General features: G+C 71.9%; 17 protein-coding genes. 6 read left to right on the top strand and 11 right to left on the bottom strand.

Features of this window, described 5'->3' with window-relative positions:
• Positions 1 to 200: 200 nt before the first annotated feature.
• From OG352_RS05775 to OG352_RS05790, 4 genes are all read right to left on the bottom strand, one after another.
• Positions 201 to 962, bottom strand: coding sequence for an SDR family oxidoreductase (locus OG352_RS05775; RefSeq protein ID WP_329215015.1), 762 nt, complete (start codon positions 960 to 962; stop codon positions 201 to 203).
• A gap of 50 nt (positions 963 to 1,012) precedes the next feature.
• Positions 1,013 to 1,774, bottom strand: a complete 762-nt coding sequence (fabG, locus tag OG352_RS05780) for a 3-oxoacyl-ACP reductase FabG (RefSeq protein ID WP_329215017.1) — start codon at positions 1,772 to 1,774, stop codon at positions 1,013 to 1,015.
• A gap of 155 nt (positions 1,775 to 1,929) precedes the next feature.
• Complete coding sequence (locus OG352_RS05785; RefSeq protein ID WP_329215018.1) at positions 1,930 to 2,346, bottom strand: DUF3037 domain-containing protein; 417 nt, start codon at positions 2,344 to 2,346, stop codon at positions 1,930 to 1,932.
• Positions 2,343 to 3,098 (bottom strand): HipA family kinase, encoded by a 756-nt coding sequence (locus tag OG352_RS05790; RefSeq protein WP_329215020.1) that lies wholly within the window; start codon positions 3,096 to 3,098, stop codon positions 2,343 to 2,345. Before OG352_RS05790 ends, OG352_RS05785 begins: the two co-directional genes overlap by 4 nt.
• A 192-nt stretch (positions 3,099 to 3,290) precedes the next feature.
• Here OG352_RS05790 and OG352_RS05795 point away from each other — a divergent pair, with 192 nt between their 5' ends.
• Entirely contained in the window at positions 3,291 to 3,800 is a 510-nt protein-coding gene (locus tag OG352_RS05795; RefSeq protein ID WP_329215022.1) for a Rieske (2Fe-2S) protein, read from the top strand.
• Between the two features lie 21 nt (positions 3,801 to 3,821).
• On the opposite strand, the gene OG352_RS05800 is transcribed toward OG352_RS05795, so the two are convergent.
• Positions 3,822 to 4,466: a cysteine hydrolase gene (locus OG352_RS05800; RefSeq protein ID WP_329215024.1), complete on the bottom strand. Its 645-nt coding sequence runs from the start codon at positions 4,464 to 4,466 to the stop codon at positions 3,822 to 3,824.
• Positions 4,467 to 4,601: 135 nt separating this feature from the next.
• Here OG352_RS05800 and OG352_RS05805 point away from each other — a divergent pair, with 135 nt between their 5' ends.
• Positions 4,602 to 5,069 carry a pyridoxamine 5'-phosphate oxidase family protein gene (locus OG352_RS05805; protein WP_329215026.1) on the top strand — a complete coding sequence of 156 codons (468 nt, stop codon included), beginning with the start codon at positions 4,602 to 4,604 and terminating at the stop codon, positions 5,067 to 5,069.
• Between the two features lie 60 nt (positions 5,070 to 5,129).
• Here the strand turns inward: OG352_RS05805 and OG352_RS05810 are convergent, their stop codons facing one another.
• Entirely contained in the window at positions 5,130 to 6,461 is a 1,332-nt protein-coding gene (locus OG352_RS05810) for an aminotransferase class I/II-fold pyridoxal phosphate-dependent enzyme (RefSeq protein ID WP_329215028.1), read from the bottom strand.
• A 35-nt stretch (positions 6,462 to 6,496) separates the two neighbouring features.
• Between OG352_RS05810 and OG352_RS05815 the strand changes: the two genes are divergently transcribed.
• Entirely contained in the window at positions 6,497 to 7,180 is a 684-nt protein-coding gene (locus OG352_RS05815) for a pyridoxamine 5'-phosphate oxidase family protein (protein WP_329215030.1), read from the top strand.
• Between the two features lie 119 nt (positions 7,181 to 7,299).
• Here the strand turns inward: OG352_RS05815 and OG352_RS05820 are convergent, their stop codons facing one another.
• The 3 genes from OG352_RS05820 to OG352_RS05830 form a co-directional block, all read right to left on the bottom strand.
• Positions 7,300 to 7,494 (bottom strand): hypothetical protein, encoded by a 195-nt coding sequence (locus OG352_RS05820; RefSeq protein ID WP_329215032.1) that lies wholly within the window; start codon positions 7,492 to 7,494, stop codon positions 7,300 to 7,302.
• A gap of 65 nt (positions 7,495 to 7,559) precedes the next feature.
• A complete protein-coding gene (locus tag OG352_RS05825) occupies positions 7,560 to 8,564 on the bottom strand; it encodes an EamA family transporter (protein ID WP_329215034.1) in 1,005 nt (334 codons plus the stop codon).
• 86 nt (positions 8,565 to 8,650) lie between these two features.
• On the bottom strand, positions 8,651 to 9,214 hold the full coding sequence (locus OG352_RS05830) for a Clp protease N-terminal domain-containing protein (protein WP_329215036.1): 564 nt from the start codon (positions 9,212 to 9,214) through the stop codon (positions 8,651 to 8,653).
• A 211-nt stretch (positions 9,215 to 9,425) separates the two neighbouring features.
• Between OG352_RS05830 and OG352_RS05835 the strand changes: the two genes are divergently transcribed.
• Positions 9,426 to 9,614, top strand: a complete 189-nt coding sequence (locus OG352_RS05835) for a hypothetical protein (protein WP_329215038.1) — start codon at positions 9,426 to 9,428, stop codon at positions 9,612 to 9,614.
• A gap of 123 nt (positions 9,615 to 9,737) precedes the next feature.
• Positions 9,738 to 10,166 (top strand): type II toxin-antitoxin system Rv0910 family toxin, encoded by a 429-nt coding sequence (locus tag OG352_RS05840; protein WP_329215040.1) that lies wholly within the window; start codon positions 9,738 to 9,740, stop codon positions 10,164 to 10,166.
• A 124-nt stretch (positions 10,167 to 10,290) separates the two neighbouring features.
• Here the strand turns inward: OG352_RS05840 and OG352_RS05845 are convergent, their stop codons facing one another.
• The gene (locus OG352_RS05845; protein ID WP_329215041.1) at positions 10,291 to 10,887 is read right to left on the bottom strand and encodes a PadR family transcriptional regulator; all 597 of its coding nucleotides are present in this window, start codon (positions 10,885 to 10,887) and stop codon (positions 10,291 to 10,293) included.
• Between the two features lie 103 nt (positions 10,888 to 10,990).
• Here OG352_RS05845 and OG352_RS05850 point away from each other — a divergent pair, with 103 nt between their 5' ends.
• Positions 10,991 to 11,782 (top strand): SDR family NAD(P)-dependent oxidoreductase, encoded by a 792-nt coding sequence (locus tag OG352_RS05850; protein ID WP_329215043.1) that lies wholly within the window; start codon positions 10,991 to 10,993, stop codon positions 11,780 to 11,782.
• 41 nt (positions 11,783 to 11,823) lie between these two features.
• Here the strand turns inward: OG352_RS05850 and OG352_RS05855 are convergent, their stop codons facing one another.
• Positions 11,824 to 12,657 (bottom strand): class II glutamine amidotransferase, encoded by an 834-nt coding sequence (locus OG352_RS05855; RefSeq protein ID WP_329215045.1) that lies wholly within the window; start codon positions 12,655 to 12,657, stop codon positions 11,824 to 11,826.
• Positions 12,658 to 12,702 lie beyond the last annotated feature (45 nt).

A 12,702-nucleotide genomic window follows, 5' to 3' on the forward strand; every position in this document is an offset into this window, starting at 1 on the left:
CCATGCCAAGGGTCGGCCGACCATACCGCAGCGCCCGGCGGCGTGAACCGGTGCCTGTGGCGCGTTCCTGATCACTCTCGGCATGACGACGTTGTCATCACTGTGAGCGACGTGTTCATGACGACACGGGTGCCGTTTCCGTCAAGGAAACGGCACCCATGTCACTGTCAGTGCCGGGGCAGGCGCGGCCCGGACCGGTTTCAGGCCACGCCGGCGTTGAGGAAGATGCCGCCGTCGACGACGAGGGTCTGGCCGGTGATCCAGTCCGACTGCTCCGAGGTGAGGAACGCGGCGGTGCCGCCGATGTCGGAGGGCACGCCGAGCCGGGCCAGCGGGTAGGCGGCGGCCGCCTCCGCCTCGCGGCCCTCGTACAGGGCCTCGGCGAACTTCGTCTTCACCACGGCCGGGGCGATCGCGTTGACCCGCACGCGCGGCGCGAACTCGTGCGCCAGTTGCTGGGTCAGGTTGATCATCGCGGCCTTGCTGATGCCGTACGCGCCGATGAAGGGCGAGGCCGTGAGGCCCGCGACGGAGGCGATGTTGACGATCGCGCCGCCGTTGTCCTTCTGCCAGGCGTGCCAGGTCTTCTGCGCGAAGCCGAGCGCGGAGATCACGTTGGTCTCGAAGACCTTGCGGGCCACCTCCAGGTCGAGGTCGGCGATCGGCCCGAACACCGGGTTCGTGCCGGCGTTGTTGACCAGGAAGTCGACGCGGCCGAAGGCCTCCATGGTGCGCTCGACGGCGGCGGCCTGGTGCGCCACGTCGTGCGCCTTGCCGGCGACGCCGATGACCCGGTCGGCGCCGAGCTGCTCGACGGCCTCCTTGAGGGCGTCCTCGTTGCGGCCGGTGATGCAGACCCGGTCGCCACGGGCGACGAGGGCCTCGGCGACGCCGTGGCCGATGCCGCGGCTGGCGCCCGTGACGAGGGCGACCTTGCCGGAGAGTGCGGGCAGTTCAGTCATGTTCGTGATCCTCAGTGATGCCTGATGGTCCCTGTGGTCCCTGGTCGCCGTCAGTCGAGCGGTCCGCCGGCCACGTACAGCACCTGGCCGGAGACGAAGCCGGCGGCCTCGTTCGTGAAGAAGGCGATCGCGTTGGCGATGTCGTCGGGCTCGCCGACGCGCGCGACGGGGATCTGGGTGGCGGCCGCGGCCTTGAACTCCTCGAAGCCCATGCCGACCCGGGCGGCGGTCGCGGCCGTCATGTCGGTGGCGATGAAGCCGGGGGCGACGGCGTTCGCGGTGATGCCGAACTTGCCGAGCTCGATGGCGAGGGTCTTGGTGAAGCCCTGCAGACCGGCCTTCGCGGCGGAGTAGTTGGCCTGGCCGCGGTTGCCGAGCGCCGAGGAGGACGACAGGTTGACGACGCGGCCGAAGCCGGCGTCGACCATGTGCTTCTGGACGGCCTTGGTCATCAGGAACGAGCCGCGCAGGTGCACGTTCAGGACCATGTCCCAGTCCGAGGCGCTCATCTTGAACAGCAGGTTGTCGCGGAGCACGCCCGCGTTGTTGACGAGGATCGTCGGCGCGCCGAGCTCCGCGACGACGCGGGCGATCGCCGCCTCGACCTGGGCCTCGTCGGAGACGTCGGCGCCGATCGCGACGGCCTTGCCGCCCGCCGCGGTGATCTTCTCGACGGTGTCCTTGCAGGCGGCCTCGTCGAGGTCGATGACCGCGACCGCGCGGCCCTCCGCGGCCAGGCGTACGGCGGTGGCGGCTCCGATGCCGCGCGCCGCGCCCGTGACCACGGCGACCCGCTGCTCAGTGGTGGACATTGCTGGTTCTCCTCGCCCTTGAGAAAGACTGTCGCGCCCGGGTGCCGGACGCTGGATGCGCCCGGCTGGTGAGCGACCGCTTAGTACCTTCGACAGACGTGACGCTAGAAGCCCTGGCACCCGGTGTCAACGCCACACGGGCACGGTGTGACCCATCACCGCACCAGCAGTTCGAGCAGCCGCTCCGTCTCGGCGGCCGGATCGGCGGTCAGCCCCGTGTGCACCGGGCCGGGCTGGACGACCGTCGAGCGGGGCGCGATCAGCCAGCGGAAGCGGCGTCCGGCGGCGTCGCGGGCCGCCTGCCCGGCCGACGCGCCGCCCGCGCACACGCCCTCGACCGCCCGCAGGGCGGCCCGTACGCCGGCCACGTCCGCCGCCGGGTCCAGCGCGAGCAGCCTGGCCTCGTCGAGGTGGGTGCGGGCGCCGACGTAGTCCTGGCCGCGGCAGTACACCAGCACCCCCGCGTTGATGCACTCGCCGCGCTCGATCCGCGGTACGACGCGCAGCAGGGCGTACTCGAAGACGTCCCGGTCGCCGCCCTGGCCCGGCCTGATGATGTGGCGCTCGTTCACTCGGTCCCCTTGATGCGGTCGTGGATGACGGCGGCGCGCGCGAGGAGGGGTGCCGCGTAGGCGCGCCGGAGCGCGTCCGGGGTGTCGAAGCCGGGCTCGTCCGCCAGCCAGACGTCGGGGATCTCGGCGGTGACCTCGGCGAGGAGGTCGGCGGTGACCAGCGGAGCCAGTTCCGCCGCCGCGGCCACGACGTCCGGGCCGAAGGGGGCGAGGGCGTGGTCGCCGGCGTCGTAGGGGCGGGCCGCGGAGGTCTCGGCGGTGGGCCAGTTGTGCTGCCAGATCATGGTGGCGCCGTGATCGATGAGCCACAACTCCCCGCGGTGCACCAGGAGGTTGGGGTTGCGCCAGGACCGGTCGACGTTGTTCACCAGCGCGTCGAACCAGACGATCCGGCCGGCCTCCTCGGGGCTCACCGGGAAGGCGAGCGGGTCGAAGCCGAGGGCTCCGGAGAGGAAGTCCATGCCGAGATTGGTGCCGCCGCTGGACTTCAGCAGCCCCTGCACCTGCTGGTCGGGTTCGCCGAGGCCGAGCAGGACGTCCAGCTCGACGGTGACCAGACGGGGCACCCGGAAGCCGAGCCTACGGGCGAGCTCGCCGCAGACGACCTCCGCGACGAGCGTCTTGCGGCCCTGTCCGGCGCCGGTGAACTTCAGGACGTACAGACCGAGGTCGTCGGCCTCGACGAGTCCCGGCAGGGAACCGCCCTCACGCAGGGGCGTGACATAGCGGGTCGCGGTGACTTCCTTGAGCATCGCCCCAGGTTACTGGGCCTGGGAGGACGCGCGGCCGACAGCTCCGTGACAGCTCTTGCTTACGCCGCGCTCATCTCGGACGGGTCAGTATCTCGAGACTGTCCGGACCGGGCGGGGCGCTGAACAAGCGGTGCCCGCGGCTCGTACCTCTCGGCAGATTCCACGCGACCCCCCTCGAAGGGAACCCCCAGCATGACCAGCGCATCGTTCCAGTCCTCATCGGGGCCCGCCCGCCGTACCGTCGTGGCAGCCGCCGGAGCCGCGGGGCTCTCCGTCGCGCTGACCGCGTGCGGAGGATCCGACGACGACGCGTCGAGTTCGTCGTCGTCGGCCGGCACGTCGGGTTCCACCGGTTCCACCGGCAGCACGGAGGCGGCGAGCACCGGTGGCACGGGCGGCGGGGACGCCGCGGCCGGCGCCGCGCTCGCCAAGACGGCCGACATACCCGAGGGCGGCGGCAAGGTCTTCGATTCCGAGAAGGTGGTCGTCACCCAGCCGACGGCGGGCACGTACAAGGCGTTCTCCGCCGTGTGCACCCACCAGGGCTGCGCGGTGAAGTCGATCGCCGACGGGGTGATCAACTGCCCGTGTCACAACAGCAACTTCTCGATCACGGACGGCAGCGTGAAGAGCGGTCCCGCACAGAAGCCGCTGCCCGAGGTGAAGATCGCCGTCAGCGGCGACTCGATCACCCTGGCCTGACGCCCGGTTCGTTCGGGCTGTTCAGCCAGCTCGGCCGGTTCGTCGGAGGCAGGCCAGCACCTCGTCCGTGGTCGCGACCGTAGCGACCAATGCGAGGGTGTGGCGGATCATCGCGGGGGTGTAGTCGGCAGGCACTCCCGCGATGGCGTCCGACGGCACGACGGCGGTGTAGCCGCGGTTGACGGCGTCGAAGACGGTGTTGGGGATCGCCACGTTGGCCGAGACCCCGGCGACGACGAGCGTGCGGCAGCCCAGGTTGCGCAGCAGGGAGTCCACGTCGGTGCCCTGGATCGGGGACAGTCCGTGCAGCCGCCGTACGACGAGGTCGTCCTCGGTGACAACGATCGGGGGCGCGACGCGGACGGCGGCGGAGCCGGTGAGCTGCTGGACGGGCAGCCGTTCGGCGGCGCGGAACAGGCGGGCGTTGCGGCTCGCGCCCCGGCCGTCGGGGCGGCGTTCGGCGACGGCGTGGATCACCTGGATCCCGCTCTCGTGCGCGGCGTCCACCAGCCGGGCGACCCGTGCGAGGACGCCCGACTCCCGTGCCTCGCGGGCGAGTTCGGGCAGGGCGGCGTCCGGTCCGACGACTCCCTGCTGGCACTCCACCGTGAGCAGGACGGTGCGCGCGGGATCGAGGAGCTCGCTGAGCGCTTCGTACGAGGGCACGGCTCCTCCTGAAGTCACTGTGGGCGGGCGAGACTAGTCACCGTTGCGTGGAGAAGGAAGAACACACATCCTTTTCTGACGCAGCGTCAAATTCCAACGCAGGAACAAGAAGCAGGACAAGGAATGGGGGGCCGCATGACTGTCACACAGCGTCGGGGCCGGAAGATCATGATGACGCCGGGCGAGCTGGACGCGTTCCTCACCGTCCAGCGCACCTGCCGGGTCGCGACCGTGTCCACCGACGGCGCCCCGCACGTCAGCGCCCTGTGGTTCCTCTGGGACGGCACCGCGCTGTGGCTGTACTCGGTCGTGCGCAGCAAGCGCTGGACGGATCTGCGCCGCGATCCCCGGGTCGCGATCGTCATCGACACGGGCGAGGAGTACGACGCGCTGCGGGGCGTGGAGCTGTCCGGCGCCGTGGAGTTCGTGGGCGAGATCCCGCGCACCGGGGAGCTGTGCGCCGAACTCGACGCCGTGGAAACCCTGTTCGCGCGCAAGAACTTCGGCCTGGACGCGATGCCGCACGACGGACGGCACGCGTGGGCGCGCCTGACGCCGGAGAAGATCGTGTCCTGGGACTTCCGCAAGCTGGGCGGCGCGTAGAGCCACCCGGCCGGTTCGCGCCCGCACGCGCACCCGCGAACTGGCCACGCCCCCACGGCGCTAGACGTAGTTCCGCATCGGTGACGGCCCCACCGCCGAGGCGACCACATCGGCCAACGCCTCGATCTCGCCCTCCGCCAACGTCGACACGGTGATCCGGATCCCGGGCGGCGACCCGATGCGGAACCGCGCCCCGGGCGCGACCGCCCACCCCCCGTGCAGCAGTCGGGCGACGGCCCCCGTCTCGTCCGGCACGGGAACCCACACGTTCATCCCGCTGCGCCCGCGCGCCTCGACCCCCCGCCCGGCCAGCGCGGCGATCAGCGCGTCCCGCCGCCCGCCGTACGCCTCCGCCACCGCCCGCGCGTCCACCGCCCCGTCGGCCATCAGCCGCAGCACCGCCCGCTGGGTGATCCGGCTGACCCAGCCGGGCCCGAGCCGCTGCCGCCCGCGGACCCGGTCGAGGGTGAGGTCGTCCCCGGTGAGGACGGCGAACCGCAGGTCGGGCCCGTACGCCTTGGCGGCCGAGCGCACGAAGGCCCAGTGCCGGGTGACGCCCGCGAGGGGATGCAGGGGGAGGTCGACGATCCGGTGCCCGTGGTCGTCCTCGACGAGCAGGGTGTGCGGGTGTGCCCGCAGCACGGCGCGCAGGGCACGCGCGCGCGGGGCGCTCACCGCCGCGCCGGTCGGGTTCTGCGCCCGGTCGGTGACGATCAGGGCGCGCGCCCCGGCCTCCAGGGCGCGGCGTACGTCCTCGGGCAGCGGTCCCTCGTCGTCGAGGCCGACCGGCACCGTGCGCAGCCCCAGGGCCGGCACGAGGTCGAGCAGGGAGCCCCACCCCGGGTCCTCGACGGCGACGGTGTCGCCCGGCCTCAGATGGGCGGCGAGGACGCGCTCGATCGCGTCCAGGGACCCGGACGCGACGGCCACCGGCCCGGCCGGCACGCCGTCCGCGTCCAGTTCGGCCCGGGCCAGACGCGCCAGTTCGGGTTCCACCGGCTCGTGCCCGTACAGGACGGGCTCCCGGTCGCCCTGCGCGGCGGCCCAGGCGAACGCCGGCGCCAGCGGTGGCAGCAGCGCCGTGTCCGGGTTGCCGGCGGCCGCGTCCCGCACGCCCTCCGGCACCTCCACCTGGATGAACTCGCGCCCGGTCGTGGCCGGTTTCGCCCGCACCCGGCTGCCCCGGCGGCCGTCGGTCTCGATCACCCCGCGCTCCCGCAGGGTGCGGTAGGCGGCCGCGACGGTGTTCGGGTTCACCTCCAGCGCGGTCGCCAACTCCCGCATGGGAGGCAGCAGTTGCCCCGGCTTCAGCTCGCCCGCACCCACCGCCGCCTCGATGCTCGCGGAAATGTCTGCTGCGCGCCGACCTTGGATCGGATACTCTCCTAGCACAAACCACAGTATGCACTAGTGCAATGGAGAACGCCATGCAGGGGACCCCGGAGACGACGCCACGGGCCGCCGCCTACACCCCGACCGACCGCACGATCCCCACCCGGTCCGCGCAGAAGGCCTCCTACGACAGGGATCTGGTGCACGCGATACTCGACGAGGGCTACGTCTGCCACCTCGGCTTCGTCCGGGACGGCGCGCCGGTCGTGCTGCCGACGCTGTACGCCCGGGCCGGCGAGACGCTCTACGTGCACGGTTCGACGGGCTCGCGCCCGCTGCGGATGACGGGACGGGCGGATCCGGGGCTAGCGGTGTGTCTGACGGTGACGCATGTCGACGGTCTGGTCCTGGCCCGCTCGGCGTTCCACCACTCGATCAACTACCGCTCGGTCGTGGTGCACGGCGTCGCCCACGACGTGACGGACCCGCGGGAGAAGCTCGCCGCGCTCGACGCCCTCGTCGACCACGTCGTCCCGGGGCGGGCCGCCGACTCGCGGCCCGCCAACAGGAAGGAACTGGCGGCGACCGCGGTGATCCGCCTCGACCTGAACGAGGTCTCGGCCAAGACCCGCACGGGCGGGGTCAACGACGAACCGGAGGATCTCGCCCTCCCCCACTGGGCCGGCGTGCTCCCCCTGCGCAAGGGCTACGGCCCGCCGGTCCCGGAGGCCGACCTCGCGCCCGGCACCGAACTCCCCGGCTACCTTGCGGTGTTGTGATGCTCATCCACCCGTGGGACGCGCCTCACGAGGACGCCGAGCGACCGCCGTACGGGCCAAGTTCAAAGCGACGTCGGGCTTGACGACGGAGGGTGGGGCAGGCGGACCGCCGCTCCCCGTCAGACCGGCGTCGGGCCGCCCCGGGCCTCCGCGAGGGCCAGGCCGGTGACCGAGGCCAGCATGAGCAGCGTGCCGGTGAGGGTCGTCGTCGTGAGGTGTTCGTCGAGGAGGGCGACGGCCAGCACCGCCGCGCTCACCGCTTCTTCTGCAGGCAGCACCGTTGCGCCCGGCAGCGTGTGCCGGGCGTACTTCACCGGAGGGCCCGCCTCAGGCGGCCGGAGGCGGAAGAACGAGTGCGTCCGAAGGCATGATCGTCACCCTAGGCGGCCGTACCGCGGGTCGACAACTCCCGTTCGGGGCCGCCGGCGGCCACCGGCTCCGGGGAGCCCTTGGCGGGAGCGGACGACTGCGCGATGAACGCGCCGAGCAGCACCACCGCCCCGCCGATGATCTGCGGCGCCGAGAGATGCTCACCGAGGAGCACCCAGGCGAGGACGGTCGCGATGACCGCCTCCAGACAGGCGACCACGCCCGCCACCTGCGGCGAGAGCCGGCGCACTGACACCACGCCGGTGACGTACGCGACGACCGTCGCGATCAGCACGATCCAGGCGAGCAGCAGCCAGGCGGGCACCTCGGTGCCGTTCATGCCGGCGGTGTGCGCGAGCAGGGACCAGTCCATGCCCCACGGGCGGGCGACGACGGTCAGCACGACGGAACCCACGAGAAGGCCGTACGCGATCACGCCGAGCGGATCGGGGACGTCGTCGCCGGAGTCGCTGCCCTGGTCGGACAGGACGAAGTAGCCGACCTGGCAGCAGGCGGCGGCCAGCGCGAGCAGCAGTCCGACGGCGTCGAAGCTCAGCCCCGACCAGGCCTCGACGACACAGGCCAGCCCGCCCACCGCGAGGACCACGCCGAGCGCGGCGGCACGCGTCACCGGCCGCCCCTGCACGAACCGCACCCAGCCCAGCACGAGGGCGGGCGCGAGGTACTCGACGAGCAGTGCGACGCCGACGGGGATGCGGGATATCGAGGCGAAGTAGAACGCCTGCACGCCGGCCACGCCGAGCAGACCGAACCCGGCGAGCAGCGCGGGCCGGGTGCGCAGCAGCGCGCGATGGCGCACCGCGAGCGGCAGCATGACGAGGGCCGCGCCGGTCACCCGCAGCCACACCACGTGCAGCGGGTCGAGGCCCGCCTCGATCAACGGCTTGGCCGCGACCCCGGATCCGCCGAAGGCGATGGCCGACCCGACCGCCAGACCGAGCCCGATGCCCTTCGCGCGGTTGCCCTGACTGCTCACAGACGTATGCACCGGCACATGATGACAGGCGATGACATGAGCGTCATCCCCGTTGACACCTGTCTCATCGGCTAGACGGGCGCGGCGGGGCACGGGAGGACGGCTCAGGAGGCGGTTTCGCCGCCCCCGACGTACTCCTCGAGATCGCCCTCCAGACTGCCCTCCGGACCGTCCTCGATGCGGGCACGCAGTCCGTGCACGTCGATGCCGGCGTGGGTCAGGACCTCGACGGCCCGTGCCTGCGGGTCCGCGACGATCGCCGTGAGCAGGTCGATGCCGTGGGCCGGCGCGCCGTCGCGCCGGGCGGCCCGCGCGCACGCCTGCTCCAGCGCGGCCGCGGCCAGCGGAGAGAGACCCTCGACGACGGTCACGACGGGCAGCGCTCCGGAGTCCTCGACGCCGCTCTGCCAGCGCAGGCCGTAGCCGATGCTGCGTTGGACGAGGTAGCCGAGCAGCCGGGCGAGCTGCGGTCCGCCGTCGAAGGCCGCGCGGACCTCGGGGTCGTGTTCCAGGAGCGAGTGCAGCAGGTGGGCGGTGTCGATCTGCCGGTCTCCGTCCCGGACGGCGCGTCGGCGGGCGGCGGCGAGCGCCGCCGTGGGCTCGGCGCCGAGCCGGGGATCGTCGTGCGTGGCCTGCGCCGCCTGATCGCGGGGCGACTGCCGGGGCATACGGTGTTGCACATGCCCACCCCATCACCCCCGTCCGGGTGCCGTCATCCCCGGCGGGAAGCATCTTCGCGTCCCACGCAGAGTGGACCACGGCCCCCGGAATCTCCTCCCTACGGATGAGATCAGGCCGATTCCCCCGCAAGGGCGCGCGCCGCCTTGCCGCACGCCCCTCACGCAACCGCCGAGCTCCGTCGGCACGTCCCCCACGGACATGGAGAACGGGTGCTGGCTGGTGGCCCTGGGGGGTGTCGACGGCCGACAGTACGTCTACCGGGTGTACGCCCCGGCGGACGCGCTGCCCGCCGATCTGTTCTGGCAGGCGTGGCACTGCCATGACGAGGGGCCGTTCCCGCGCGCGTGGGACGTGTTCGACGCGGCGGTGATACGCCGGGTGGGATGAGCGCGGGGCGACCTCCACACTTCCTGACGGTTCGTCAGTATTGAATGTTCGAGGCCCGCGGGCTACGTTCCGCGACACCGCAGCCCGAGTTGCCCGAGTTGCCCGACACGAAGAGGTGGTCGTATGGCCGAAGTCAGCGCGGAGGCGCGTATCGAGGCGCCGACCGAGAAGGTGTGGACCCAGCTCACCGACTGGCCGGCGTACGGGGAGTGGAACGCGACCCACACCAACTTCCCCCAGGGCGGCCCCGAGACCCTCGAGGTGGGCGCCACGTTCGCGGAGAACATGAAGCTGATGGGCTTCCCGGCCGAGGTCGAGTGGACGGTCTCCGAACTGGAACCGGCCCGGGTGCTGGTCATCCGCGGGAAGGGTCCGATGGCGGTGTCCGTCGCCACGCGCTACACCCTCACCCCCGACGGCGACGCCACGACGGTCCGCATCGACGGCGAGTTCACGGGCGCGGCCGTGTCGCTGATGGCGGGCAGGCTGAAGGACTCGGGGACGGCCGCGCTGAACGAGTCGCTGCGCAAGCTGGGCGGCCTGGTGTCCTGACCTGACGCCGTCGGCGGATCGGCGGGCGACGGGGTCCCAGTTCCGCGAATGTGACACTCCCGGCAGGAAGTGTCACATTCGCGGCGACGGCACCCCGGGCCTCCGGCACGGACGCCCTCGACCGTCAGTCCTCGTCGGCGAGGATCAGGTACAGCTTCTTGCGGGCGTCGTTGATGACCGTGAGGGCCTTCTGACGCTGCTCCTTGCTGCCGGTCTTCCAGACCTGCCCGAAGGCCTCCATCAGACCGAAGCCGGCCTGGCGGATCTCACCGAGAGCCTCCCAGTCGACCCCGCGTCCGGCCTCCTCCCAGGGAGCCTCCGGGCCCTCCTCGGACGCCGCGCGGCCCTCGTCGGTGAGCGAGAACAGCTTCTTACCGCCTTCGCTCGCGCTGATGATCAGCCCCTCGTCCTCCAGGAGCTGGAGGGTCGGGTACACCGAACCCGGACTGGGCTTCCACGCCCCGCCGCTGCGCTCAGCGATCTCCTGGATCATCTCGTAGCCGTGCATGGGCCGGTCCTTCAGCAGGGCCAGGATCGAGGCCCGTACATCACCGCGCCGCGCCCTCCCCCTGGGTCCGCCACGCCCTCGCCCGCCCCACGGGCCGGGACCGCCGGGGCCGCCGGGACCGAACCCCGGACCACCCGGGCCGAAGGGCCCGAAAGCCGCGCGCCGTCCGTCGCCGCGCCGCCGGTGTCCACCGTCGAATCCGTGGTTGTGCATGGTCATCACTCCGTTCCGGCATTCCATCGTTGATCAGTCGCGATGCGTCAACGATATATCGGAACAGTTCGCTGGACAAGACCCCGCCCTCTAGGGTGCGGACATGACACGTGACGGCACTTCGCGCGGCTACCTCTCCGAACTGTTCTCGCTGGACGGACGGGTCGCCGTCGTGACAGGTGGCAGTTCCGGTATCGGACGGGCCGTCGCCGGGGCTCTCGCGCGGGCGGGGGCGAGCGTGGTCGTCGTGGCGCGCAAGGAGGCTGAGCTGTCCGCCACGGTCGACGAACTGGCGGCGGACGGCTGCCGCGCGGCCTGGGTGAGCGGCGACCTGAGCACCCGCGACGGGGTGCGCGCGGCGGCGGAGCGGGCGGTCGAGGCGTTCGGCGAGCCCGACATCCTCGTCAACAGCGCCGGGATCAACCTGCGGCCGCCGATGGGCGAACTGGACGAGGAGGTGTGGGACGCCACGATGGCGGTGAACCTGGAGGCGCCCTACCTGCTGGGCCGGCGGTTCGGACCCGGCATGGCCGAGCGGGGCTTCGGACGGATCATCCACATCAGCTCCCAGCAGGCGCACCGGGCGTTCGTCCAGAGCGGCGCCTACGGGGTCTCCAAGGGGGCGCTGGAGTCGCTGGCCCGCTCACAGGCCGAGGCGTGGTCGCCGTACGGCGTCACCTGCAACACGCTGGTGCCCGGCTTCGTCATGACGCCGCTCAACGCCCGCCTGTCGTCCGACCCGGAGCGGGTGGCGGCGCTGGCCGCGCGCACGATGGTCGGGCGTAACGGCCTCGCCGAGGACTTCGCCGGAGCCGCCGTGTTCCTGGCCGGACGCGGCTCCGGCTACGTCACCGGGCAGGCGATCTTCGTCGACGGCGGGTTCTCCGTGCACTGAGCTCGTCCTGCGCATGCATTCAGGCGTGCGTAGTCCTCGTCCTACGCGGCCTGCGGGGCGAAGTGGACGATTTCGTCCACTCCGGGCTGGACCACGCCGTAGGTGCTCTCGGGGACCCTGTTCCAGGCGCCGGGCAGGTCGCCCAGGGGCTCGGAGACGATGAGGCGGGTCTCGTCGGAGACCTCGCGGAGGAACTCCATGTCGGGGTGGAGCGACCGGAGCGTCTCCACTTGGGTGCTGTAGAAGAGCGAGCGTGACGTGCCCTGGCTGGAGTAGCGGAAGGCCCACAGCCGTTCCCCGTCGGTCACGGCGATCGTCATCTGGAGCGGGAACTCCACCCCGTGGCTGTGACCGGTACGTTCCACCAGGCCCGCCATCCGTGCGACGGCGCCCGGCGGATCCTCCTCCAGGCCCAGGGTGAGCGCCAGGAAGAACATCGTCTCGGAGTCCGTCGACCCCTCGATGTCGGGGAAGAGTTCCGGGTCGACGGCGAGGGCGAGGTCCCGGCGGATCAGGTGGAAGTCGGTGATGGCGCCGTTGTGCATCCACATCCAGCGGCCGTGCCGGAACGGGTGGGAGTTGGTCTGCTGAACCGCCGTACCGGTCGAGGCCCGGATGTGGGCGAAGAACAGCGGTGAGCGGACGTGTCCGGCGATCTCCCGCAGATTGCGGTTGCTCCAGGCCGGGCCGATCTCCCGGACGACCGCGGGAGTATCCGTGCCCGGCCCGTACCAGCCGACGCCGAAGCCGTCACCGTTGGTCGTCTCGACGCCCATCTTGGAGTGCAGGCTCTGGTCGATCAGCGAGTGCTCCGGCCGGTAGAGAATCGTTTCGAGCAGCACGGGGGTGCCCGAGTAGGCGAGCCAACGGCACATGGTCCAACGCCTTTCTGTCTGTCATCCCTGTCATCGGCGATCGGT

The organism is Streptomyces sp. NBC_01485, from assembly GCF_036227125.1.
In the GTDB taxonomy this organism is placed as follows: domain Bacteria; phylum Actinomycetota; class Actinomycetes; order Streptomycetales; family Streptomycetaceae; genus Streptomyces.

Coding starts and splice junctions, on each gene's coding strand:
- OG352_RS05835 (WP_329215038.1), top strand. CDS start 9,426: ATGGAGAACGGGTGCTGGCTGGTGGCCCTGGGGGGTGTCGACGGCCGA.
- OG352_RS05815 (WP_329215030.1), top strand. CDS start 6,497: ATGCAGGGGACCCCGGAGACGACGCCACGGGCCGCCGCCTACACCCCG.
- OG352_RS05805 (WP_329215026.1), top strand. CDS start 4,602: ATGACTGTCACACAGCGTCGGGGCCGGAAGATCATGATGACGCCGGGC.
- OG352_RS05855 (WP_329215045.1), bottom strand. CDS start 12,657: ATGTGCCGTTGGCTCGCCTACTCGGGCACCCCCGTGCTGCTCGAAACG.
- OG352_RS05850 (WP_329215043.1), top strand. CDS start 10,991: ATGACACGTGACGGCACTTCGCGCGGCTACCTCTCCGAACTGTTCTCG.
- OG352_RS05775 (WP_329215015.1), bottom strand. CDS start 962: ATGACTGAACTGCCCGCACTCTCCGGCAAGGTCGCCCTCGTCACGGGC.
- OG352_RS05840 (WP_329215040.1), top strand. CDS start 9,738: ATGGCCGAAGTCAGCGCGGAGGCGCGTATCGAGGCGCCGACCGAGAAG.
- OG352_RS05790 (WP_329215020.1), bottom strand. CDS start 3,098: ATGCTCAAGGAAGTCACCGCGACCCGCTATGTCACGCCCCTGCGTGAG.
- OG352_RS05795 (WP_329215022.1), top strand. CDS start 3,291: ATGACCAGCGCATCGTTCCAGTCCTCATCGGGGCCCGCCCGCCGTACC.
- OG352_RS05845 (WP_329215041.1), bottom strand. CDS start 10,887: ATGCACAACCACGGATTCGACGGTGGACACCGGCGGCGCGGCGACGGA.
- OG352_RS05830 (WP_329215036.1), bottom strand. CDS start 9,214: ATGCCCCGGCAGTCGCCCCGCGATCAGGCGGCGCAGGCCACGCACGAC.
- fabG (WP_329215017.1), bottom strand. CDS start 1,774: ATGTCCACCACTGAGCAGCGGGTCGCCGTGGTCACGGGCGCGGCGCGC.